This window comes from Kribbella sp. CCNWLW201 (assembly GCF_037203805.1).
Classification (GTDB): domain Bacteria; phylum Actinomycetota; class Actinomycetes; order Propionibacteriales; family Kribbellaceae; genus Kribbella.
This window is the reverse complement of record NZ_JBBCBQ010000001.1, coordinates 306,515-328,192: the sequence shown is the minus strand read 5'-3', so window position 1 is coordinate 328,192 and position 21,678 is coordinate 306,515. Positions and strand designations below refer to the sequence as shown.

Here is a 21,678-nt window from a genome sequence, read left to right as displayed (position 1 = left end):
TGTGGTCTATAGGCCACAGATCTTCGGACGTTGCGAGGCTTGAGGGTCAGCTCGGGCGCGTGTCGTTGGCGTCTGTCGGGAGCTGGAGGGTCTTCGTCGCCTGCTCGAGGACGGCGCGGAGGGCGGCTTCGTCCTTCGGGCGGCCGCCGACGGTGATCTCGACGGCGGAGTTCTTGCCGCCGTCGGTGGAGATCCAGCGGGACAGGCCCATCCGCGGTCCGCGACTCTGGTCGTCGTACGTGTAGATCAGGGTGCCGTTGTCGCGGCTGATCACCTTGAGGCCCGGCTCCTCGATGCTGCGGGCGCGGCTGTCCACCTGCTCCTCGGGGGACCTCGAGCTGCCGCGGGTGTCGAACCGGATCTGCCAGACCCCGGTCGGGTCCACGAACCGCGGCCGGGTGCCGTCCTGGGTGCTGTTCCAGCCGGTCGGAATCTCGGCCGACACCGGGTCGCTCTTCGTGCCGAAGGTCTGCAGCGTGTACTGCAGCGAGTCCGCCCGCAGGCAGTCGGTGCAGGACGGTGTGCTGGGTACGGGTTGGGTGTTCACGATCCCGGTGGACTTGTCGTCCCCCGTCAGATCCCCGTTGATCGCCAGCACGGTGCCGAATACGGCTACGCCGACGGTCATTCCCGCCAGCGTCATCAGCAGCGCCTGGTGCCTGGGCGTGAGCATCCCGACCTCGCTTCCCTGTCTCCCCCGTGATTATCGACTACGAAGGGGGCGACACCACAATTCGCGCGTACGCTGGCACGTCGTGGAACCCGCTTTCGACCAGGCACTGCAGCGATACGACGCCGGTACGGCGGAACGCGCCGACCTCAAGCTGCTCACCAAGCACCTGCTGAAACTGCTGGTCGCGAAGGCTCCCGGTCACGCGGTCGAGGTCCGAGTCCCGCCGTACGGCGCGGTCCAGTGCATCGAGGGGCCCCGGCACACCCGCGGTACGCCGGGAGCCGTGGTCGAACTCCCGCCGGAGCTGTGGATCGACCTGGCCCTCGGCCGGACCACCTGGCCGGACGCCCGCGCCACCGGCAAACTCCGGGCCAGCGGCGAACGCACCGACCTGAGCGCCTTCCTGCCGCTCGTCTGACCGCACAGAGCCGCGACACCCGGGTGGGTGCCGCGGCTCAACGTCGTACGGGCTAGGTCAGCGACCGGCGGTGTTGGTGGCCCAGACCCGCGTGCGGCCGTGCATGATGACGGCGTTGCCGTCGTTCAGTTGCTGCAGTACGGCGCCCGCGCGGGGAGCGGTCTTGCTCGACCACAGGGGCTTGTTCGCGGCGGTGTAGACGACCAGGTTGCCGTCGCCCTGCATGATCGCCCAGGCGTTCGGGTTCATACCGGTCGCGGTGTGCCAGAGCGGGGTCTTGCCGTTCTTCACCAGGACCAGGTTGCCGTCGGTCTGCATCTGCAGGCGGTAGATCCGGTTACGGGAAGATTGACGCCATCGGCAACCAATCGGGACCACGGTAGGAAATAAAAGGGTTCTTCCCGGGCGGACTTCCCATGCCACTATGTGCCAGTGGCATCAAGTGTCCGCGAACGCCTTTCGAGGCTGCGCGTCGATCTGACTCCCTGGCGCGGTTCCCGCGACTTCAGGATCCTGCTGATCTCCGGCTCGATCTTCTTTCTCGGCGCCATGGTCGGGTACGTCGCGCTGCCGTATCAGCTGTACCAATTGACGCATTCGAACTTCGCCGTCGGCGCGATGGGAATCGTGACGATCGCACCACTCGTCGTGTTCGGTTTGTACGGCGGAGCACTCGCGGACCATGTCGACCGGCGCAAAATGCTGATCGGCACCGGTATCGCCCAGGTCGTCATTTGTGCGTTGCTGCTCGCCAATACCCTGCTCACCAATCCGCAGGTCTGGCTGATTTATGTCTGCGGTGGTCTAAACGCGATCGCGTCGTCCCTGCAACGGCCGAGCCGGGACGCCCTCTTCCCGCGGGTGGTGAAACACGAGGAGATGCCGGCCGCGGTCACGCTGAACGCGCTGACCCTCCAGGTCGGCCAGCTCGCCGGCCCCGCGCTCGGCGGTGTGCTGGTCGCGACGGCTGGTGTCGGCTGGGCGTTCACGGTCGAGCTCACCGGTCTGGCCGTCGCGACGCTGCTGTACCTGCGGCTGCGGCCGTACAAGACGAGCGAGCACAGTTCGCCGCCCAGCCTGCGCGGGATCGGGGAGGGGATCAGCTACGCCTTCCGGCGCCGCGACCTGCTCGGGACGTACGCCGTCGACATGGTCGGGATGTTCCTGGCGATGCCGATCGTGCTGTTCCCGGCGTTCGCGACCGAGGTGCTGAAGGAGCCGAAACTGCTCGGTCTCCTCTACAGCGCGGAGGCGGTCGGGGCGATGCTCGCGACCCTGACCAGCGGCTGGGCCCGCCGGGTGCACCACCACGGCCGGGCCGTCGTCCTGGCGACGATCACCTGGGGTGCGTCGGTCGGCGTCGCCGGGCTGGCGCCGAACATCTGGTTCGCGATCGCCTTGTTCGCCGTCGCCGGCGGCGCCGACATGATCTCCGGCCTGTTCCGCGCGGTGATCTGGAACCAGACCATCCCGGACGAGATGCGCGGCCGGCTGGCCGGGATCGAGATGCTGTCCTACTCGCTCGGCCCGCTAGGCGGCCAGACGCGATCGGGCCTGGTCGCCGACCTGACCAGCGTCCGTACGTCGATCGTCAGCGGCGGCGTGCTGTGCGTCGCCGGGGTGATCGCGACCTCGGTCTGGCTGCGGTCCTTCTGGCAGTACGACGCTCGCACCGACGAGCACGCCGTACGGGAAAGAGAAGCGCGGGCCGCCGCCGAAGCGGTGTGATTCTGTACAGTCGGGATCACCATGCGTATCCGTCCTGTCATGCTTGTCGTTCTGCTGGCCTTGGCCGGCTGTGGCGGTCCCGGTAACGAGACCGCGCCGAACGTGCCACCGCTGGTCTCGGTGAGTACGACGCCCACTGAGACGCCGTCGGAGACCCCGTCCCCGAGCACTCCGCCGACTGCGAAGGTCGCGGAGACCCTGTGCGTGCGGATGGATCAGCCGCTGGTGCAGTCGACGCTTGGTGTGCCCGTGGTGACCCTCCAGACGAAGGCGCCCCCGGCCGATCTCGGCCTGCCGACGTACGACGTGTGCCAGTTCGGGCTGAGCACCAGTCCGAACGGTCCGGTGCTGCGCGTCGGGGTTTCGGTGCTTCCGGCAACAAAGGTGACGTTGACGGGTGCGCAGAAGATCTACGCGGCCTCGAAGGGTGAGCCGGCCAAGCCCGCGGTCGTGGGTGAGGGCGGGTTCGGGACCAGCACGTTCGTGGTGTTCCTGCTGAGCGGGCGGTTGTACAAGGTCAGTGGTCCGCCGGCCACGCTCGCGAAGTACGTCGTACTCGGGCAAGAGGTGGTCCGTCAGGCGCCCGGGCTGCCGGAGGCGCAGCCGCTGATCGCCCGGCCGGACTGCGAGCGCGGGTCGTCGGCGGCGGAGAAGGTGATGGGCGCGCCCGCGATGGTCCGCCGCGACGGCCAGACCGCGCTCGGCGACCTGGTATGCGGCTGGGTCAACCCGAACAGCGTGCTCTCAACGTCGGTACGGCGTACGCCGAACGCGGAGGCGTTGATGCAGCCGATCCGCAAGGCCGCGACCTCGCAGTCGATCCCGCTCGGGGACGAGGCGTACGTGGATACGGCGACCGGCCGCACCACGATCCGGGTCGGCTCCGACAAACTCGTCGACCTGGTCCCACTCCCGGCCCGAGCGATCGACCCGGACACGATGACTGCGTTCGCACTGGCGATGTCGCCGCTGTACACCCGCTGAGACTTCCAGCACGTGCCTGCAGACCCATAGGTGCGACCTGGTCGCGGGTGTCACTGTGGCCGCGCCGCGACGGGCGTCTGGGACCTGGCGGACCGTTCGCTCGATGAACTGTCCGGCGGTCAACGCCAGCGGGTCTGGATCGCCCTCGCGCTCGCACAGGACGCCGACACCATGCTCCTCGACGAACCGGCCACGTTCCTGGATCTCGCGCATCAGCTCGAGATTCTCGACCTGGTCCAAGACCTCAACCGCGACCAAGGGAAGACGATCGTCCTGGTCCTCCACGACCTCAACCTCGCCGCCCGCTACGCCGACTACTTGATCGCGTTGAAGAACGGCGAGGTGGTCACCGCCGGCACACCAGCCGACGTCATCACATCGGCCGTCGTGGAGCAGGTCTTCGGTCTGTCCAGTGAGGTGATCCCAGATCCCCTCACTGGCACCCCACTTGTCCTGTCGCGCCCCCGTCGTCCTTGAACGCGTACCGAAGGACGGGTAGACCTCGTCCCGATCGGACATATGTCGGGGAACTACGCGGGACAGGTTGGGCCGGAGCCGACCACTACCCGTTCGTCGGTACGTCGGCCAGGGGGCTCAGATAGCCGACCAGGGCGCGGTTCAGTTCGGTGATCCAGCGTTCGCGGTCGGCGGCGGGGACGCTGACGATCGTGCCGAGGAGGGCGGCGAAGATCTGAGTCGCAACGGCGGCCGCGGTGTCGCGTTGCTCGGCGGGCAGGCCGGGGACTCGGGCCGCGAGGACCTCGGCGACCCGGCCGGTGACCGCCTGTTGGAGCGCCCGGGTGGGGGCGGTCAGGCGGTCGGGGAGATCGCCGCTGCTGAAGAGTGCCTTGAAACCGGGGTTGGCGAGGTTCACGTCGACCATCGGGCGGATCATCCGGTCCACCATCTCCGGCAGCGGCAGCTCGACCATGCTCAGGTCGAACGCCTTCTCGTGGGCGGCCTTCAGCTCGGCCCGGTAGCGATCGGCCAGCGCCTCGGCGAGCGCCTCCTTGTTGGGGAAGAACTGGTACAGCGTGCCAGGCGAGACGCCGGCCAGCTTGGCGATCGCGTTGGTGGTCGCCTTCGCGTACCCGACCTCGGCGAACACCACCGCGGCCGCGTCCGTCAGTTGCTCCATCCGCCGCTGCCCACGCGCCTGCCGCCGCGGTTCCTCCGGCATGCCGGACTCCTTCGTTGACAAACACGAGCAAATGCTCGTATTTTTCGGTATGCGAGCAACCGCTCGTGTTTCTTCATCCTACCGCCACTGGCTCCGGAGGTCCGCCGTGCCCGAACCCCTCATGCCACGCACTCGTCCGCAGTTGCTTGATCGGCTCGGCCGGGTCCTGGTTCGGCGTCGCCGGCTCATTGCCGCTCTCTCAGTGCTGCTCACCGCGGTGCTGCTGGCCGTTGCAGCCGGAGCTCTGAACGCGCTGTCGCTCTCCCGCATCGCCGATCCGGCCTCCGAGTCGGACCGCGCCCGCCAGCTCCTCGCGACCCAGTTCGACACCGGCCCGCCGAACCTCGCGTTCCTGGTCACCGCGGATTCGGGGACGGTCGACGATCCCGCCGTACGCGCGTCCGGCCTCGCACTCACCAAGGAGATCGCCGATCGCGCCGGCGTCGCCGAAGCGGCGTCGTACTGGTCGCGCGACGACAGCCCCGCTCTACGCAGCAAGGATTCTCGCCAAGCGCTCGTGCTCGTCCGAGTGCCCGGCGATGTCAACGAGGCCCGCGCTCGCGTCGGCGAACTGGCGAAGGAGTTCGCCGGGCAGCGCGACGGCATCAGTGTGCAGTCCGGCGGGCAGGACGAGGTGTTCCGGGAGATCGGCGCGCAGGCGCGGGAGGACTTTCTGCGCGCGGAACTGATCGTCCTGCCGATGGTCCTGGTGCTGTTGATCCTGATCTACCGCAGGGTCTCGTTAGCCCTTGTGACGTTGGGAGTTGGCGTCTTCGCGGTCGGCGGCGCGCTCGCGGGGTTGCGGGCGATCGCGGCCTTCACCGAGGTCTCCACCTTCGCCGCGAACCTCTCGCTCGTCATGGGTCTCGCCCTCGGTGTGGACTACTGCTTGTTCGTCATCGCCCGGTTCCGCGAGGAATTGGCTGCCGGCTCGGAGGTCGCCGACGCGGTAGTGGCAGCGGTCCGCACGGCCGGACGGACGGTCTTCTTCAGCGGTCTGACCGTCGCCATGTCGTTGCTCGCACTGCTCCTGTTCCCGTTGTCCTTCTTGCGTTCCTTCGCGTACGCCGGTGTGCTCGTCGTCGCCTCGGCACTCGTCGGTGCGCTCGTGATCCTCCCCGCCGTACTCGCCCTCCTCGGTCATCGCGCGGCCGGAACGGTTGTCCAGCGCAACGAAGGTCGCTGGTTCCGCCTGGCCCAGTACGTGATGCGGCGCCCGGCGTTGACCGGTGGTGCGATGCTCGCGCTGATCTTGTTGCTCTCGGCACCGGCTCTGGGCTTGCGGCTCGGCCTTCCGGATGCGCGGATCCTCCCCGCCGATGCGAGCAGCCGGATCATGGCCGATCAGGTCCGGGCCAACTTCGGTCAGGAAGAGTCCGATGCCCTGTACGTCGTGATGCGTACGACGCCTTCGCCGACAGCACTTCCGTCGTACGCCGAGACGCTGTCGAAGCTGGACGGTGTCGCGCAGGTAGACACGTATACCCGGAACGGCGGCTCCTACCTGACGGTCACGCCGACCCAGGACGCGCTCGAGGGTGACATCGCCGGCTTGGTGGAGCGGGTGCGGGCCGTCGAGGCGCCGTACGACGCGATCATCGGCGGGACTCCGGCCGAGATGGTGGACTGGCGGTCGGCGTTGACCGAGCGGATCCCGTTGGTACTAGGGCTGATCCTGATGCTGAGCTTCGCGGTGCTCTATCTGGCGACGGGCAGTGTGCTGTTGCCGTTGAAGGCGACTGTGCTGAATCTGCTCAGTCTGGCGGTGATGTTCGGGGTGATGGTGTGGGTGTTCCAGCGGGGGAACCTGTCCGGGCCGCTCGGGTTCACCGCGACCGGGGTGCTGGAGGCGAGTATGCCGACGCTGATGTTCTGCATCGTCTACGGGCTGTCGATGGACTACGAGGTGTTCATCGTGTCGCGGATCCAGGAGGAGTACCTGCGGACTGGTGACACGGTGAACGCGGTGGCGACCGGGTTGCAGCAGTCCGCGCCGTTGGTGACGACGGCGGCCGCCGTACTGGCGATGTCGTTCGCGGTCTATGCGACTGGAGGAGTCGTCTACTTGAAGATGATCGGCATCGGGATGGCGGTGGCGGTCCTCGTGGACGCGACCGCGATCCGGGGCGTGCTGCTACCTGCCTTCATGAAACTCGCCGGCCCCGCCAACTGGTGGCGGCCGAGTCTCCGTGGCCGGCGTGAGGTAGTGGCTGCAGGCAACTAATTGCGTTCGTTGTCCACCGTCGCGTCGTCTGTGGATAACTGGAGATTGCAGAGATCCATTGAAAATAAGGGGAATCTCGCTTTGGAACTGTCGGTGGGTGTGCATACGATTCTCGGTATGGAGATCCTCGGCGAGCGGCCCGTATGGTCGATGAGTGACAGTGTGAAGCTGGCGACTCTCGACGCGGTCTTCGCGGAGGAGGCGCGCTTGAAGACGATCAAGCTGCAGTTGGTCGGTGACCTCGACCAGTCTGGCTACGCCAAGGAGATCGGCGCCGGTGACACGGCGCGGCTGATGTCGGAGCGCTATCGCATTGACCCTGTCGAGGCGCGCCGCGATGTCAGCCTCGCCAATGCTCTGATCAAACACCCCGCGACCGCTGCTGCTCTGCCCGATCCGGCGATTCCGTTTGCCGACCCTGCGACCGCCGATCTCGCCCCCGACGATCCCGATGCCTCCGTTGGCTGGCGGGTGCATCCCGCGCAGGCGGAGGCGATCGTCTCGGTGCTGGCCAAGGTCCCCACCACCGTTCCGATCGAGAATGTCGAGGTCGCCGAGCGGAAACTGATCGACTTGGCCGCCACCCACACCCCGGCCCAACTGCGCCTGGCCGGCAAGAAGATCCGAGACATCCTCGACCCCGACGGGCCCGAGCCGGACGAGAAGAAGGCCTACGCCCGCGAGTCTCTGACTATGCAGAACGCCGACCAGGGCGTGAACTTCCGCGGCTTCCTGGCCAACGAGAACGCCGAACTGTTCCGCACCCTGATCCACGCGCACGCCCGACCGCACAAGACCCTCGACGGCGAACACGACCCCCGCCCCCGAGACAAGCGCCAAGCCGACGCCCTGGCCACCCTCCTCAACACCGCCGCCAACACCACCCACCCCCACGCCGCCGCACCCACTGACGCAAAACCACCCGCACCGCGACCCCTGGTCCCGCCGCCGCCTCCGCCGCCCCGACGCCCCCGACCGCCAGCGCCACCCGCACCTCGACCGCCGGACCGGCCGATCGCACCTGCACCTCGGCCGCAGCCCACGGTCCATCGGCTGACTCAGTCAGTCCAACTGCCGCGACCGGCTCCGCGGAAGCCGGTGCATGGCACGCGCCATTGCCAGGCATCAACGGGCAGGATCAAGTGGCCAACTCGGGTCCGAGCCAGGCTGGCAGTGCGAGGTCTGGTTCCGTGGCCGGGCATGGGCCGAAGGCGCACATCAGCGTGACGATCGACTTCGAAGCACTGAAGGCCGCCACGGCGACCGCGACCGGTGAACTCGTCTTCGGTGGCACCCTGTCTGCCGCCGCGATCCGTCGCCTGGCCTGCGATGCCGAGGTATTGCCGATCGTGCTGGGATCAAAGTCTCAGCCGCTGGATGTCGGCACCAGCGAACGCTTCGTCACCCGCGCGATGCGCCAGGCCCTGAACGCCCGCGACAAGGGCTGCGTCGTCTGTGGTGCACCACCGATCCAATGCGAGGCCCACCACCTGATCCACTGGATCGACGGTGGCATCACCGCGGTCTCTACCTGGTCCTCCTCTGCAAACGCCACCACATCGACCTACACGCCGGCCACTGGCGCATCCAGATCCTCGACGGCGTTGTCCACGTAGCTCGCCCCACCTGGGCCACACCCGACCCCATCCCACGCACCAGATACCAGCCACCCGCCATCGTCAACCCTCCTCCCGCCGCCAGCATGTCGCCTGGCCCACCACCCCACGCCCACCGAGACCCCACCAACCCACCCCAAACCACAGCCCTCGCCCCGCCGTCTGTTGACCCGTGGGGTGACGACTCCACGCCGATCAAGTCACCCGGTACTCCGGTCGCCGTCCCGCCATGTGTTGACCCGTGGAGTGATGTCTCCGGGCCGACCAAGTCGTCCGCGTCTCCGGTCACCGACCAGGCGTCTTGCAACCCGTGGGGAGACGACACTCTCGGGATGTCAGTCGCCGGTGTACGGCACATCAGAACTACCAGCGCCGCGACTATCGACCCGTGGGGCGACGCCGCGAACATCAACACCGCCGCAAGTTGACTGTCTGCGCTGCCCGTTTTGGGCGGCCGACCTCGGCCTCGGCGACACGGGGCGCAGTTGAGAGGATGCGCTCCGCGCGGGCCCGACCCAACGCCGCATCGCCCCCTCCGTTGGGCGATCATTCCCGGCCCTGCGAGGCGCGCCCCTGGCAGGCGCTCCCGCGGCGGGTTCGTCGCAGGCTGCGGTGCGGTCGGCTCTCAGTTGGCTCGGCGTCCCTGGTTTCTGCGTTCTGTGGGTGCGGTAGGTGGGACCGGCGGCGCCCGAGAGTGTTGCTGGGGCGGCTTCGGGTGGGGCTGGCGGGGATCGGGGTTTGTTACAGGACTTCGGCGATGGTGGCTATGGCTTCGGTGAGTTCGGTGGGGGTGCGGGCGGCGTACCCGAGGACGAGGCCTGGGGCGTGTGGGAGTTGGCAGTGCCACGAGAGGGGGTGGGCTTTCACGCCTTTCTGCAAGGCGGCCGCGGCCAGGTCGACGTCGTTGAGGGAGGAGTCGAAGGTGATGGTGAGGTGGAGGCCGGCGGCGGCGCCGTGGACGGTTGCTGAGGGCAGGTAGTTGGCGACGGCACGGACCATCGCGTCACGGCGGGTGCGGTGGCGGCGGCGGAGGAAGCGGAGTTGGCGTTCGAGTTCGCCGGACTCCATCAGGTGGGCGAGGGTGAGCTGCGGGAGCGCCGCGTTGCCGAGGTCGGCGAGGCGCTTCATCGCGATCAGGTCGTGCTTGTACTGCGGCGGCGGCAGCATCCACCCGATCCGCAGCGACGGTGCGAGCAGCTTCGACACACTGCCTGCGTAGATCACCTGATCGGCCAGCATCGCCCGCAGCGCGGGGACCGGCGGACGGTCGTACCGGTGCTCCGCGTCGTAGTCGTCCTCCAGGATCAACCCACCCTCGGCAGCCCACTGGATCAACTCCCGGCGCCGTTCTCCATCCAGTACGACGCCAGTCGGGAAATGGTGAGCTGGAGTCGCCATCACCACGCGGGCGCCGGATTCGCGGAGCAGGTCGACCCGGAGACCGCCTTCGTCGACGGGAATCGGGGGTGTGTGGAGACCCCAGTTCTGCAGGTGCTGGCGCGAGCCGAGTGAGCCGGGATCCTCGACGGCGATCTCGGTGATGCCGCGGGGCCTGAGGACCTGGGCGACGAGGCCGATCGCCTGGGAGACCCCGGCCACGATGATGAGGTCGTCGGGGTGAGCCGACACGCCGCGGTAGCGGGCCAGCCAGTTGGCGACGGCTCGGCGCAATGCCGGTGTGCCGGCTGGGTCGCCGTACCCGAACTCCGCCGACTCGAGGTCGTTCAGCACCGCACGCTCGGCCCGGAGCCAGGCTGCCCGTGGGAAGGCGGCCAGATCCGGAACCCCAGGTGTCAGATCAATCCGAGCCGGCACCGCCCGCAACGCGTCAAAAACATCGAGCCCCGGCTCAGCGACCACTGTGGTGAGTGCAGGCGAGCCCGGCCCGGCGGAACCGGCGGACGCCGAGCCGTTCCTGCCGGAGCCGGCGGGCGCCGGGCCGGTCCGAGCCTGGGACCCGACCGGGCGGGTGCCAGCGGTGGGTGAACCTGCCTCCGGCGTCGCGGCGGTGCTGGGGCGGGAGGTGGTGGGTCCTCCGGGTCTGGTGGTGGTGCGGGCTGTCGCGGGCCGGTAGGAGTCGCCGGGCGCCGAGCCGGTCCGGGGGTGGGGGCTGCCTTGGGCGGTGCGAGCGTTGGGCGAACCTGTCGCCAGGGCTGCGGTGGTCGTGGGGCGGCGGGCCGCGGTGGGCTGGGCCGAGGTGGCGGTGGTGGTCGAGAGGGGGGCGGCGGCGACTGTGGTGCCGGCGCGGCCTTGGGGGGTTAGTTGGCCGTCTTCGGTGAGGCGTTGGTAGGCCTCGGTGACGACCCCGCGGGAGACCTGGAGGTCGGCGGCGAGGACTCGGGTGGCGGGTAGCCGGGTGCCGATCGGGAGGCGGCCGTCGGAGATCGCGGCGCGGAGCCGCTCGGTCAGCCAGTCCGACAACCCGCCGGCCGGCGCCTCCGCCGGATCCAGTTGAAGGAAGTCGGAGCCCGCTTTGGACCGGCCAATTTTGCCCTGATTGGACCTGTTCACTAGTCCATAGTGGCGGCAACGTGGAGATATGGGAACTGACTACGTGCACGGCTACACACCCGCCGAGACCCGCCGGCTGACCGACCAGGCGCAGACTCTCGCTGATCTGCTGCACGCCGGGACCAGCTTCCCGGCCGGGAGCCGCGTGCTCGAAGCGGGGTGCGGGGTCGGCGGGCAGACGGTCCAGCTGGTGACCCGCAGTCCCGGCATCGACCTCGTCTCGGTCGACATCTCCGAGGAATCACTCGCCCAGGCCAAGGCCCGGGTCAGCGCGGTCGCGCCCGATGCCCGCGTCGACTGGCGGCACGCCGACCTCCACGAGCTGCCCGACGAAGAGTTCGACCACGTCTTCCTCTGCTTCGTGCTCGAGCACCTCCCGAACCCGCACGAGGCTCTGGTCCGGCTGCGTCAGCTGCTCAAACCCGGCGGCACCATCACTGTCATCGAGGGCGATCACGAGTCGGCCTTCTTCCACCCGCGCAGTACGGCGGCGCAAAAGGTCATCGACTGCCTCGTCGACCTCCAGGCGTTGTCGGGTGGCGACGCGCTGATCGGCCGGCGGTTGCAGCCGTTGCTCAAGGACGCCGGGTACGACGACGTGCGCGCCTGGCCGTGCACCGTGTACGCCGACGAGACGCTGCCGCACCTGGTCGACGGGTTCACCCGGAAGACGTTCATCGCGATGGTCGAGTCGGTCCGGGAGCGGGCCATCGCGGCCGGGATGCGAACGCCGGCCGAATGGGCGCAGGGCATCCGCGACCTGGAGAAGGCCGCGGAATCCGGCGGCACCTTCCACTACACCTTCTTCAAATCGGTAGGTATCAGATGATCACGCTGCTGGTCCTCGCCGCACTGATCGGCTGGGCCCTCGAACGCAACCACCGTCGCCAGGTCTGGCCGTCCAGGACCGGCATCACGCGCAACGCCGTACCTGATCGGGATCTGGAACGGGTGGTCGCCGATCTGCGGGCGTTTGGGTGACCAGTTCATGAACGCCTGGTAAACAGGGGACATGCCGGCGACTGAGCAAGTGGAGATCGAGACCAAGTACGACGTTGACGAGCAGGCGGTCCTGCCCGCGCTGCACGAGTTGCCCGGGGTCGTACGGGTGTCCCCGCCCGTCACGTTGGAGCTCGAGGCGGTGTACTACGACACCGACGAGCTCGGCCTCGCGGCGAACAAGGTGACCTTGCGCCGGCGGTCCGGGGGTGAGGACGACGGCTGGCACATCAAGTTCCCGAAGTCCTCGGGTGAGCGGCTGGAGGTCCATCACCCGCTCGGCCGCTCGGTCCGCAAGGTGCCGATCGCGGTGGTGCGGACGGTGCGGGTCCATGCCCGCGACAACGAACTCATCCCGGTCGTGACGCTGAACACCAAGCGCGTCGTCCGCCGGCTGCTCGGCGAGGACGACAAGGTACTCGCCGAGCTCGCCGACGACCGCGTCACCGCCACCGTCGCCCCCGAGCTGGACCAAGCCGACCCCGAGCACGCAGCCCAGCCCGAGAGCTGGCGGGAGTGGGAGTTGGAGCTCGTCACCGGTGACGAGGAACTGCTGGCAGCGGCCGAAACCTTGCTCACCTCCGCCGGCGCGAAACCCGCGGAGGGACCGAGCAAGCTGGCCCGGGCCCTCGGCGACCGCGTGCCGAAACAGGACGAGGGGGAGCTGCCCAAGAAGCCCCGGACCTCGGACCTGTTCCGCGCGTACGCCGCCGCGCAGGTGCAGGCGATCCGGGACCGGGATCCAGAGGTACGGCGTGATGTCCCGGACTCGATCCACAAGTTCCGAGTCGCGACGCGGCGGCTCCGATCGGCAATGGCGACGTACCGACCGGTGGTGGACCGCGAGGTGACCGACCAGATCCGGACCGAGCTGAAGTGGCTCGCAGGTGAGCTCGGGGTCGCACGGGACGCCGAGGTCCAGCGTGAGCACTTCGCTGCCGAGGTCGCGGAGCAGCCGGTCGAGCTGGTGATGGGCCGGGTCGCCGGCCGGATCGACGATCACCTGCGGGCTGTGTACAAGGAGGGCCGCGCGGGCGCGCTCGCCGCGTTGGAGAGCGACCGCTACTTCCGCCTGCTGGACACCCTCGACGAGCTCATCAGCCAGCCGCCGCTGGTCGGTGACGACCGCAAGGCGAGCAAGCAGATCCACGACCTCCTCGACCACGACTGGAAGCGGATGCGGAAGGCCGTCCGCCGCTCCGAGGCTGCCGAGACCTCCGCCGAGCAGGATCACGAACTCCACGAGGTCCGCAAGGCCGCCAAGCGACTCCGGTACGCCGCGGAGTCCGCCGTACCCGTTCTCGGCGACGAAGCCACCAACCTCGCCGCCCGCGCCGAAGAGCTCCAGGAAGTCCTCGGCGCCCACCAGGACTCCGTCGTGTCCCGCGACCTGCTTCGCCAGCTGGCTGTCCAGGTCCACCTGGACGGCGGCAACGCCTTCACCTTCGGCCGCCTGCACGCCGCCGAAGAACTCCGAGGCACCAACTCCCGCGACGCCTTCTACGAACTCTGGCCCACCCTGAAACTGGCCTGAGCAACAGAAGACGGACCCGGCCAGGGGGTACCGGGTCCGTCTCCAGGGGCGGAGGTGGGGCTGTCAGGCAGGTTCGCGTGGAATCAGCAGGGCCTGCCTGACAGGTCTACTAGTGCTGCACCGCCTTCTCGGCGCCCGCGCCGGTCAGGGAGCGGACCTCCATCTCGGCGAACCTGTCGACGTCGACCGGCTCCTTGCTGGTGACCGTGCCGAGCCAGCCGAGCAGGAAGGCCAGCGGGATGGAGACGATGCCGGGGTTGTCCAGCGGGAACCAGTGGAAGTCGATCCCGGTGTCGGTGATCATCGACAGGCTCTTGCCGGTCTTGGCGTCCACCTTGCCGGAGACGACCGGGCTGAACGCGATCAGGATGATCGCCGAACCCAGGCCGCCGTAGATGCTCCACAGCGCGCCGCGGGTGTTGAACCGCCGCCAGAACAGCGAGTACAGGATGGTCGGCAGGTTCGCACTGGCCGCGACCGCGAACGCCAGCGCCACCAGGAAGGCGATGTTCTGACCGTTGGCGAAGATACCGCCGATGATCGCGACCGCACCGATCACCAGCGCGGTGATCCGGGCGACCCGGACCTCGCCGTCGGCGTTGACCTGGCCCTTCTTGATCACCTGGCCGTAGACGTCGTGGGCGAACGACGTACTCGCGGTGATGGTCAGACCGGCCACCACGGCCAGGATGGTGGCGAAGGCGACGGCGGAGATGACGCCCAGCAGGAGCTCGCCGCCGAGTTCGAACGCCAGCAGTGGTGCGGCCGAGTTCGCCTTGCCCGGAGCGGCCCGGATCGCGTCCGGTCCGACCAGCGCGGCGGCGCCGTACCCGAGGACCAGGGTGAACAGATAGAAGATGCCGATGATCCAGATCGCCCAGCTGACACTGCGGCGGGCCTCCTTGGAGTTCGGCACCGTGTAGAACCGCATCAGCACGTGCGGCAGGCCAGCGGTTCCGAGGACCAGGGCCAGCGCCAGGGAGATGAAGTCCAGCTTGCTGATACCGGTCGCGCCGTACTGCAGGCCCGGGTTGAGCAGCTTCTCGCCGGCGGCCGGGCTCTTGTCGACGGCGGCACCGAGCAGACCGGACAGGTTGAAGGTGTACTTCGCCAGCACCCACAGCGTCATGATGCCGGCGCCGATCACCAGCAGGACGGCCTTGATGATCTGCACCCAGGTGGTGCCCTTCATCCCGCCGACCAGCACGTAGGTGATCATGATGATGCCGACCACCGCGATCACCAGGCTCTGCCCGGCCCGGCTGTCGATACCGAGCAGCAGGGCGACCAGACCCCCGGCGCCGGCCATCTGCGCCAGCAGGTAGAAGAAGCAGACGCCGAGGGTCGAGATCGCGGCCGCCATCCGGACCGGCCGCTGCTTGAGCCGGAACGAGAGTACGTCGGCCATCGTGAAGCGGCCGGTGTTCCGGAGCAGCTCGGCGACCAGCAGCAGGGCCACCAGCCATGCCACCAGGAAGCCGATCGAGTAGAGGAAGCCGTCGTACCCGTTCAGGGCGATCGCACCGGCGATGCCGAGGAAGGACGCGGCGGACAGGTAGTCACCGGCGATCGCGACGCCGTTCTGCGGGCCGGTGAAGGACCGGCCGCCGGCGTAGAAGTCGGCCGCGGTCTTGTTGTTCCGGGAGGCCTTGATCACGATCGCCAGCGTCGCGATCACGAACAGCGCGAAGATCGCGATGTTGACGGTCGGGTTGCCGATGTCGGTTGCCAGTGGCAACAGCAGGGGGGCGCTCACTGGTCAACTCCCTCGATCTGGTGGCGAAGCTTCTCGGCGTCGGGGTCGACCTGCTTGTCGGCCCAGCGGACGTAGATCATCGTGATCGCGAAGGTCGAGACGAACTGACCGAGCCCGAACAGCAGCGCGACGTTGATGTTCCCGCCGATCCGCGACGACATGAAGCCGGGCGCGTAGGCGGCGAGCAGGACGTAGAGGAAGTACCAGACCAGGAACAGGCCGGTCATCGGGAACACGAAGCGCCGGAACCGGCGACGCAACTCGGAGAAGTCCGGGGACAACTGGACATCTCGGTACGTCGACACTTCCGGATCGCCCGCGGATCGCGTGGTATCGCTCATTCGCGGGACCTCCAGACGGATCAGGCCGGGCGGAGACCGGCAGGGGTTGCTGGTCCGTACTGTGGTCGGCGTCACGCCGCGCCAACAGCACCCACGCACACCGAGCGCTCAGCGGCACCCATCAGGCGGTCGATGGCGGCGGCCATTGCGACGAGCGGTAGGAAGTGCGCGACGAGTGGCGGACCGCCACCGCTCACCAACGTCCGGCGGCCGGCGGCCTCTAGGTGCGCCGAGGCGCAGGCGGGGCGTTGGGCGGGAGGTTGGTGAGTGCTGCAGGTCCGGGGCCTCGGTCGACGTCGACCGCCTCCGGGGTGTGCAGGCGGACCATGCTGCGGGCGGTGCCGGCCGGGATCTTGTCCGGGGTCAGCTTGGACACCACGATCACGGTGATGAACGCGAGCGGCATCGTCCACGCGGCCGGCTGACCGACGAGCGCCTGCGGCCAACCGCTTTCCGGACCGCCGATCACGTTGATCAGCGCCGCCGCACTCGCCGCGACCCCGCCGACGACCAGCCCGGCAGCGGCGCCGGTCGTCGACATCCGCCGCCACCAGATCCCCAGCACCAGCAGGGGACAGAACGTCGACGCGGCCACGGCGAACGCCAGCCCGACCGTGTCCGCCAGACTCAGCGCCCCGGTCAACTGGAACGCGAGGTACGGCACGCACATCGACAGCAACGCCGCGATCCGGAAGCTGTTGACTGCGACGTAGTCCCCGCCGGTCCATCGGTGCAACCTGCTCCGCAACAGGTCCTGGTCGATCACCCCCGCGATCGCGACGGTCAACCCCGACGACGTCGACAGGAAGGCCGCGAACGCCCCGGCCGCGACCAGTGCCCCGAGCAGATCCCCTGCTGTACCAGGGAAAATCCGCCCCGGCAGCTCCAGTACGACGGTATCCGCGCCACTCCCGACCAGGTCCGCCGCAAACGTCCTGCCGAGGATCGCGTACATCGGCGGGAACAGATAGAACGTCCCCAGCAGCGCCAGTACGACGACCGTCGTGCGACGTGCCGCCCGTCCGTCCGGGTTCGTGTAGAACCGGACCAGCACATGCGGCAGGCCCATCGTTCCGAAACAAAGGGCCAAGAGCAACGAATAGGTCGCGTACAGCGGATGGTCCCGGCCGCCCGCGGTGGACAGCGGCTGGGCCCATTCCGCGCCCGCGCCCTGCAGTGACTCGAGGACGCCGACCGGATGCTCGGCGGACCGCCAGGCGATCAGGATGACGAAGACCGGGAGCGCGAGAGCAGTGAGTTTCAGCCAGTACTGGAAGGCCTGTACGAAAGTGATCGAGCGCATGCCGCCGGCCGCGACGTTGATCACCACGATCACCGCGACGACCGCGGCGCCGACATCGGGTGGTGCGCCGGTCACCGTTTGCACGGTGAGGCCCGCACCGTGGAGCTGGGGCAGCAGGTAGAGGGTGCCGATGCCGACCACGAGACCCGCGCAGATTCGTCGTACGACGGCCGACTCGAACCGGGTCTCGGCGAAGTCGGGCAACGTGTACGCACCCGATCGGCGCAGTGGTGCGGCGACGAGCACGAGCAGCATCAGGTAGCCGACCGTGTACCCGACGGAGAACCAGAGCATGTCGGCGCCGTTCACCAGCACCAACCCGGCGACGCCGAGGAACGATGCCGCCGACAAGTATTCGCCACTGATCGCGGAGGCGTTCCAGCGCGGCGTGACGACCCGGCTGGCGACGTAGAAGTCGCTCGTGGTGCGGGAGATCCGCAGCCCGAACAGACCGATGCCGATGGTCGCGACGATCACCAACCCGATCCCGATCAAACTCGTTGCCGGCGACATTTCTACTCCTGCCGCCCCACGAACTCGGTGAACTCGGTCTCGATCCGCTCGGCGTTGCGGACGTAGACGCGGGCGGCGACGTACACGACCGGATACACCACGATGCCGAGGATCACCCAGGGCAGCGGCAGGCCGAGTACGTCGAACGTGCGGGTGGCCGGGACGAGGGCGAACAGGAGTGGGATGCCGCCGAGGACGACGACCGCACCGCCGATGACGGCGAGGGCGAGGCGGAGCTGGGACTGGATCAGCGAGTGCATGTAGACCTCGCCGAGCCTGGTCTGTTCGTCGATCTCGCGGGTGCCGGTGGGGATGATCGGGCGACGGGCCGCGCTGGTGCGCGGGCTGGTGATCCGCACGCGCCGGGGAACGCGGGGCTCGTCGGGGGTACTCATCTCAGCCGCGCAGCGACGTCGACCGGACCAGGAGGTCGCGGAGCTCGCGGGTGTGGCGACGGCTGACCGGAAGCCAGTCCCCGCCGACGCGGACCGCGCACCGGCCGCCGTCGACGCGCATCTCGTCCACGTGCGCGAGGGCGACCAACGTACTGCGGTGGATCCGGGTGAACCCCGCGTCGCGCCAGCGTTCCTCCAACGTGCTGAGCGGGATGCGGACCAGGTGCGAGTTCTGCCCGGTGTGCAGGCGGGCGTAGTCGCCCTGCGCCTCGACGTAGCGGACGGTCGAGCGCTGGACGAACCGGGTGACGCCGGCCAACTCGACCGGGATGACCTCGTCCTCGGACTCGTCGGCACTCTGCAGCGCGGCCGGTGCGCCGACGGTGACGACTCGGCGGACTGCTTCGGCCAGCCGCTCGGCCCGGACCGGTTTCATCACGTAGTCGGTCGCCTCGAGCTCGAAAGCCGCCACCGCGTGTTCGTCGTACGCGGTGACGAAGACGATCTGCGGGCGGCTGGCGAACTTGGACAGCACCTTGGCCAGGTCGATCCCGTCCAGGCCGGGCATCTTGATGTCGCAGAACACCACGTCCAGGTCGGCGGCCTGCAGGATCTTCAGCGCCTCCGGCCCGTTCGAGGCGGTCCGGATCTCGCCGATCCGGTCGTCCCGCGACAGCAGGTACACCAGCTCGGCCAGGGCGGGCTCCTCGTCGTCCGCGACCAGCGCGCGCAGGGGAGTGTCGGCCATGCCCACACACTAATGCCAGCCAATCGCGAATTGGAGCTACTGTTTTTCCAGGGGTGCCCGGAATGAGCGAGCTATCGATGACACTGGGGCGGACGGACGTCCGGGTGTCGCGGCTCGGCGTCGGGGCGATGGTCTGGGGCGACATGTCGACCGCGCCGCGGTGGAATCCCGCCCGCAACGTCTACGGACCGACCAGCACTGCTGACGATCAGCGAGCGGCGCTCGACGTGAGCCTGGCCGCGGGGGTGAACTTCGTCGACACCGCCGCGATGTACGGAAAGGGTGCATCCGAGCGCCGGGTCGGTGAGCTGACGGCGGGGCGGGACGTCGTACTGGCGACCAAGTTCCCGTCCGGGTTCCTCTCCCGGACGAGCAGTCTGCCGGCGACGCTGGACGCCAGCCTTGCCCGCCTGCGACGTACGACGATCGACCTGTACCAGGTCCACTACCCGTTCCGGTGGATGTCGATCCCGACGCTGATGAACCTGATGGCAGACGCCGTCGAGGCGGGGAAGATCCGCGCGGTGGGCGTGAGCAACTACAGCGTCGAACAGATGCGCACCGCCCATACCGAACTCGCCCGTCGTGGGCAGGTGCTGGCCTCCAACCAGGTGCAGTACTCGCTGCTGCATCGCGGCCCGGAGACGGACGGCGTTCTCGATGCCTGCCGGGAGCTGGGCGTGACCCTGATCGCCTACATGCCGCTGGCTTCGGGGGCGCTCACCGGCAAGTACTCGGCTGACACCCGACCTACAGGGTGGCGGCGCCACAGCAGCCCCTTCCGCTACGAGAACCTGGCGGAGCTGGTCCACCTGCTGCGCGACATCGGCGACCGCCACGACCGGACTCCCAGTCAGGTCGCCTTAAGGTGGCTGATCCAGCAGGACGCCGTACTGCCGATCGTCGGCGCCAAGAATGCGGACCAAGCCGCTCAGAACGCGGGAGCACTCACCTTCACGCTGGACGAGGCAGAAGTCGAGGAGCTCAGCCGCGCCACCGCGCCCGACATGTGAGCTCGACGACTCAGGACAGCATGTGTGGGGCGTGATCGGGCTGGTGCTCCCAGCGGAGTCGGCTCGAGCCGAAGCCCGCGGCATGTACGCCGTCGTGGCCGAGCGGACGCCGACAGTAGTAGTACGGCGAGTAGAGGTCTCGGCAGGAGTCCTGGTACGCCGTGTAGGCGAACTCGAGGTCGAGCCGGCTGTCACTGCTCATGGAAGGTCGCTCTCGTGACGGGTTACCTTCCCTGCAGTATGGCCAGGTCGTTGTTACCGGCACGTTTCGCCGTGGTCACGACTACCAGCGCGACGGGAGCCGGGCCGTGACCCCGCTCCCGTCGTCCGGTCCGGTTACTTGATCAAGCCGTGCGGGTCGAGCACGTACTTGCGGGCCGCGCCCTGGTCGAACTGGCTGTACCCCTGCGGCGCCTCGTCCAGTGGAATGACCGTGGCGTTCACGTTCTTCGCGATCTGCGTCCGGTCGTGCAGGATCGCCTGCATCAACTGGCGGTTGTACCGCATGACCGGGCACTGCCCGGTGGTGAACGACAGCGACTTGGCCCAGCCGAGGCCCAGCCGGATCGACAGCGACCCGGTCTTCGCGGCCTCGTCGCTCGCACCGGGATCGCCGGTGACGTAGAGGCCGGGGATACCGACCGCACCGCCGGCCCGGGTGACGTCCATGACCGCGTTCAGCACGGTCGCGGGACGCTCGGTCCGGGCGTCGCTGCCGTGGCCGTGTGCCTCGAACCCGACCGCGTCGATCGCGCTGTCGACCTCCGGCACACCGAGGATCCGTTCGATCTGGTCCCTCGGATCGCCCTCCGACACGTCGATCGTCTCGCAGCCGAAACTGCGCGCCTGCTCCAGCCGTTCCTTCTGCAGGTCGGCCACGATGACGACCGCCGCGCCGAGCAGGAACGCCGACGTGGCCGCGGCCAGGCCGACCGGCCCCGCGCCCGCGACGTAGACGGTCGAACCGGTCCCGACGCCGGCCGTGACGGCACCGTGGTACCCGGTCGGGAAGATGTCCGACAGCATCGCCAGGTCGCGGATCTTCTCGAGCGCCTGGTCCTTGTCGGGGAACTTCAGCAGGTTCCAGTCGGCGTACGGCACCAGCGCGTACTCCGCCTGGCCGCCGACCCAGCCGCCCATGTCGACATACCCGTACGCCGACCCCGGCCGGTCCGGGTTCACGTTCAGGCAGACGCCGGTCTTGCCCTCCTTGCAGTTGATGCACCGCCCGCAGGCGATGTTGAACGGGACCGACACGAGGTCGCCGACCTTGATGAACTCGACGTCCCGGCCGACCTCCGCCACCTCACCGGTGATCTCGTGGCCGAGTGCGAGCCCCGACGGTGCTGTGGTCCGGCCGCGGACCATGTGCTGGTCGCTGCCGCAGATGTTGCTGGCCACCACCTTGAGGATCGCCCCGTGCGGAATCTGCCGACCCACGTTCGCGGGGTTGACCCCGGGACCGTCCTTGAGCTCCAGACTCGGGTAGTCGATCGTCTCGACCGCCACGTCGCCTGGGCCCTTGTAAATCACTGCCCTGTTGCCTGGCACGAGCAACTGCTCCTCTCCAGCAGGCTCCACCGCAGAACGCCGTGGAGCTGTGCGAAAACCGCTTACCGCGGGCCGCGATCGCCCCCTGAGAAGGCGATCCAGTCGTCGCCTGCCCCGCCCAGGTGAATCCCGTTCCGGCAGCGATGCCGCAATGCCGTCGGGGGATTGCTGCCGACGCTAGTTCGCGCCAC

General features: G+C 68.5%; 22 protein-coding genes. 11 read left to right on the top strand and 11 right to left on the bottom strand.

From position 1 onward, the window contains the following. Positions 1–46: 46 nt before the first annotated feature. Positions 47–673, bottom strand: a complete 627-nt coding sequence (locus V9K99_RS01470) for a hypothetical protein (RefSeq protein WP_337002992.1) — start codon at positions 671–673, stop codon at positions 47–49. 82 nt (positions 674–755) lie between these two features. On the opposite strand from V9K99_RS01470, the gene V9K99_RS01465 reads away from it, so the two are divergent. Further along, positions 756–1,091: a sterol carrier family protein gene (locus V9K99_RS01465; RefSeq protein ID WP_337002994.1), complete on the top strand. Its 336-nt coding sequence runs from the start codon at positions 756–758 to the stop codon at positions 1,089–1,091. 57 nt (positions 1,092–1,148) lie between these two features. Here the strand turns inward: V9K99_RS01465 and V9K99_RS01460 are convergent, their stop codons facing one another. Further along, positions 1,149–1,409, bottom strand: a complete 261-nt coding sequence (locus V9K99_RS01460; RefSeq protein WP_337002996.1) for a hypothetical protein — start codon at positions 1,407–1,409, stop codon at positions 1,149–1,151. Between the two features lie 114 nt (positions 1,410–1,523). Here V9K99_RS01460 and V9K99_RS01455 point away from each other — a divergent pair, with 114 nt between their 5' ends. The 3 genes from V9K99_RS01455 to V9K99_RS01445 are packed head-to-tail and all read left to right on the top strand — an operon-like array spanning position 1,524 to position 4,280. After that, complete coding sequence (locus V9K99_RS01455; protein ID WP_337002998.1) at positions 1,524–2,819, top strand: MFS transporter; 1,296 nt, start codon at positions 1,524–1,526, stop codon at positions 2,817–2,819. Positions 2,820–2,840: 21 nt separating this feature from the next. Beyond that, positions 2,841–3,803 carry a hypothetical protein gene (locus tag V9K99_RS01450; protein WP_337003000.1) on the top strand — a complete coding sequence of 321 codons (963 nt, stop codon included), beginning with the start codon at positions 2,841–2,843 and terminating at the stop codon, positions 3,801–3,803. 30 nt (positions 3,804–3,833) lie between these two features. Beyond that, the gene (locus tag V9K99_RS01445) at positions 3,834–4,280 is read left to right on the top strand and encodes an ABC transporter ATP-binding protein (RefSeq protein WP_337003002.1); all 447 of its coding nucleotides are present in this window, start codon (positions 3,834–3,836) and stop codon (positions 4,278–4,280) included. An 85-nt stretch (positions 4,281–4,365) separates the two neighbouring features. Here V9K99_RS01445 and V9K99_RS01440 read toward each other — a convergent pair whose 3' ends face one another. After that, entirely contained in the window at positions 4,366–4,983 is a 618-nt protein-coding gene (locus V9K99_RS01440) for a TetR/AcrR family transcriptional regulator (protein WP_337003004.1), read from the bottom strand. A 106-nt stretch (positions 4,984–5,089) separates the two neighbouring features. Between V9K99_RS01440 and V9K99_RS01435 the strand changes: the two genes are divergently transcribed. From V9K99_RS01435 to V9K99_RS01425, 3 genes are all read left to right on the top strand, one after another. Continuing rightward, a complete protein-coding gene (locus V9K99_RS01435; protein ID WP_337003006.1) occupies positions 5,090–7,207 on the top strand; it encodes an MMPL family transporter in 2,118 nt (705 codons plus the stop codon). An 81-nt stretch (positions 7,208–7,288) separates the two neighbouring features. Further along, positions 7,289–8,434 (top strand): DUF222 domain-containing protein, encoded by a 1,146-nt coding sequence (locus V9K99_RS01430; protein WP_337003008.1) that lies wholly within the window; start codon positions 7,289–7,291, stop codon positions 8,432–8,434. Continuing rightward, complete coding sequence (locus V9K99_RS01425) at positions 8,398–8,823, top strand: HNH endonuclease signature motif containing protein (protein WP_337003010.1); 426 nt, start codon at positions 8,398–8,400, stop codon at positions 8,821–8,823. The genes V9K99_RS01430 and V9K99_RS01425 overlap by 37 nt, the downstream gene beginning before the upstream one ends. Before the next feature lie 741 nt (positions 8,824–9,564). Here V9K99_RS01425 and V9K99_RS01420 read toward each other — a convergent pair. Next, a complete protein-coding gene (locus V9K99_RS01420) occupies positions 9,565–11,334 on the bottom strand; it encodes an aminotransferase class I/II-fold pyridoxal phosphate-dependent enzyme (RefSeq protein ID WP_337003013.1) in 1,770 nt (589 codons plus the stop codon). 28 nt (positions 11,335–11,362) lie between these two features. Between V9K99_RS01420 and V9K99_RS01415 the strand changes: the two genes are divergently transcribed. From V9K99_RS01415 to V9K99_RS01405, 3 genes are read left to right on the top strand one after another with little or no spacing between them, the layout of a single operon-like run. Continuing rightward, complete coding sequence (locus tag V9K99_RS01415; RefSeq protein ID WP_337003015.1) at positions 11,363–12,163, top strand: methyltransferase; 801 nt, start codon at positions 11,363–11,365, stop codon at positions 12,161–12,163. Further along, positions 12,160–12,315: a hypothetical protein gene (locus V9K99_RS01410; protein ID WP_337003017.1), complete on the top strand. Its 156-nt coding sequence runs from the start codon at positions 12,160–12,162 to the stop codon at positions 12,313–12,315. Before V9K99_RS01415 ends, V9K99_RS01410 begins: the two co-directional genes overlap by 4 nt. Before the next feature lie 31 nt (positions 12,316–12,346). Further along, positions 12,347–13,867: a CYTH and CHAD domain-containing protein gene (locus V9K99_RS01405; protein ID WP_337003019.1), complete on the top strand. Its 1,521-nt coding sequence runs from the start codon at positions 12,347–12,349 to the stop codon at positions 13,865–13,867. A gap of 109 nt (positions 13,868–13,976) precedes the next feature. On the opposite strand, the gene V9K99_RS01400 is transcribed toward V9K99_RS01405, so the two are convergent. The 5 genes from V9K99_RS01400 to V9K99_RS01380 form a co-directional block, all read right to left on the bottom strand. Continuing rightward, positions 13,977–15,623, bottom strand: coding sequence for a solute symporter family protein (locus tag V9K99_RS01400; RefSeq protein WP_337003021.1), 1,647 nt, complete (start codon positions 15,621–15,623; stop codon positions 13,977–13,979). Beyond that, positions 15,620–15,964: a DUF485 domain-containing protein gene (locus V9K99_RS01395; RefSeq protein WP_337003023.1), complete on the bottom strand. Its 345-nt coding sequence runs from the start codon at positions 15,962–15,964 to the stop codon at positions 15,620–15,622. The genes V9K99_RS01400 and V9K99_RS01395 overlap by 4 nt, the downstream gene beginning before the upstream one ends. Positions 15,965–16,184: 220 nt before the next feature. Further along, positions 16,185–17,780: a sodium/solute symporter gene (locus V9K99_RS01390; RefSeq protein ID WP_337003025.1), complete on the bottom strand. Its 1,596-nt coding sequence runs from the start codon at positions 17,778–17,780 to the stop codon at positions 16,185–16,187. 2 nt (positions 17,781–17,782) lie between these two features. Then, the gene (locus V9K99_RS01385) at positions 17,783–18,175 is read right to left on the bottom strand and encodes a hypothetical protein (protein ID WP_337003027.1); all 393 of its coding nucleotides are present in this window, start codon (positions 18,173–18,175) and stop codon (positions 17,783–17,785) included. Position 18,176: 1 nt separating this feature from the next. After that, the gene (locus V9K99_RS01380; protein WP_337003029.1) at positions 18,177–18,923 is read right to left on the bottom strand and encodes a LytR/AlgR family response regulator transcription factor; all 747 of its coding nucleotides are present in this window, start codon (positions 18,921–18,923) and stop codon (positions 18,177–18,179) included. A gap of 62 nt (positions 18,924–18,985) precedes the next feature. Here V9K99_RS01380 and V9K99_RS01375 point away from each other — a divergent pair, with 62 nt between their 5' ends. After that, positions 18,986–19,936 carry an aldo/keto reductase gene (locus V9K99_RS01375; protein WP_337003031.1) on the top strand — a complete coding sequence of 317 codons (951 nt, stop codon included), beginning with the start codon at positions 18,986–18,988 and terminating at the stop codon, positions 19,934–19,936. 10 nt (positions 19,937–19,946) lie between these two features. Here V9K99_RS01375 and V9K99_RS01370 read toward each other — a convergent pair whose 3' ends face one another. Beyond that, a complete protein-coding gene (locus tag V9K99_RS01370; RefSeq protein ID WP_337003033.1) occupies positions 19,947–20,138 on the bottom strand; it encodes a hypothetical protein in 192 nt (63 codons plus the stop codon). A 134-nt stretch (positions 20,139–20,272) separates the two neighbouring features. After that, entirely contained in the window at positions 20,273–21,517 is a 1,245-nt protein-coding gene (gene fdhA, locus V9K99_RS01365) for a formaldehyde dehydrogenase, glutathione-independent (RefSeq protein WP_337323616.1), read from the bottom strand. Between the last annotated feature and the right edge of the window lie 161 nt (positions 21,518–21,678).

Bases quoted from the DNA above. Each gene is read 5' to 3' on its own strand.
- V9K99_RS01470 (WP_337002992.1), bottom strand. From the start codon at position 673: ATGCTCACGCCCAGGCACCAGGCGCTGCTGATGACGCTGGCGGGAATG.
- V9K99_RS01460 (WP_337002996.1), bottom strand. From the start codon at position 1,409: ATGCAGACCGACGGCAACCTGGTCCTGGTGAAGAACGGCAAGACCCCG.
- V9K99_RS01450 (WP_337003000.1), top strand. From the start codon at position 2,841: ATGCGTATCCGTCCTGTCATGCTTGTCGTTCTGCTGGCCTTGGCCGGC.
- V9K99_RS01440 (WP_337003004.1), bottom strand. From the start codon at position 4,983: ATGCCGGAGGAACCGCGGCGGCAGGCGCGTGGGCAGCGGCGGATGGAG.
- V9K99_RS01415 (WP_337003015.1), top strand. From the start codon at position 11,363: ATGGGAACTGACTACGTGCACGGCTACACACCCGCCGAGACCCGCCGG.
- V9K99_RS01410 (WP_337003017.1), top strand. From the start codon at position 12,160: ATGATCACGCTGCTGGTCCTCGCCGCACTGATCGGCTGGGCCCTCGAA.
- V9K99_RS01405 (WP_337003019.1), top strand. From the start codon at position 12,347: ATGCCGGCGACTGAGCAAGTGGAGATCGAGACCAAGTACGACGTTGAC.
- V9K99_RS01395 (WP_337003023.1), bottom strand. From the start codon at position 15,964: ATGAGCGATACCACGCGATCCGCGGGCGATCCGGAAGTGTCGACGTAC.
- V9K99_RS01390 (WP_337003025.1), bottom strand. From the start codon at position 17,780: ATGTCGCCGGCAACGAGTTTGATCGGGATCGGGTTGGTGATCGTCGCG.
- V9K99_RS01385 (WP_337003027.1), bottom strand. From the start codon at position 18,175: ATGAGTACCCCCGACGAGCCCCGCGTTCCCCGGCGCGTGCGGATCACC.
- V9K99_RS01380 (WP_337003029.1), bottom strand. From the start codon at position 18,923: ATGGCCGACACTCCCCTGCGCGCGCTGGTCGCGGACGACGAGGAGCCC.
- V9K99_RS01375 (WP_337003031.1), top strand. From the start codon at position 18,986: ATGAGCGAGCTATCGATGACACTGGGGCGGACGGACGTCCGGGTGTCG.
- V9K99_RS01370 (WP_337003033.1), bottom strand. From the start codon at position 20,138: ATGAGCAGTGACAGCCGGCTCGACCTCGAGTTCGCCTACACGGCGTAC.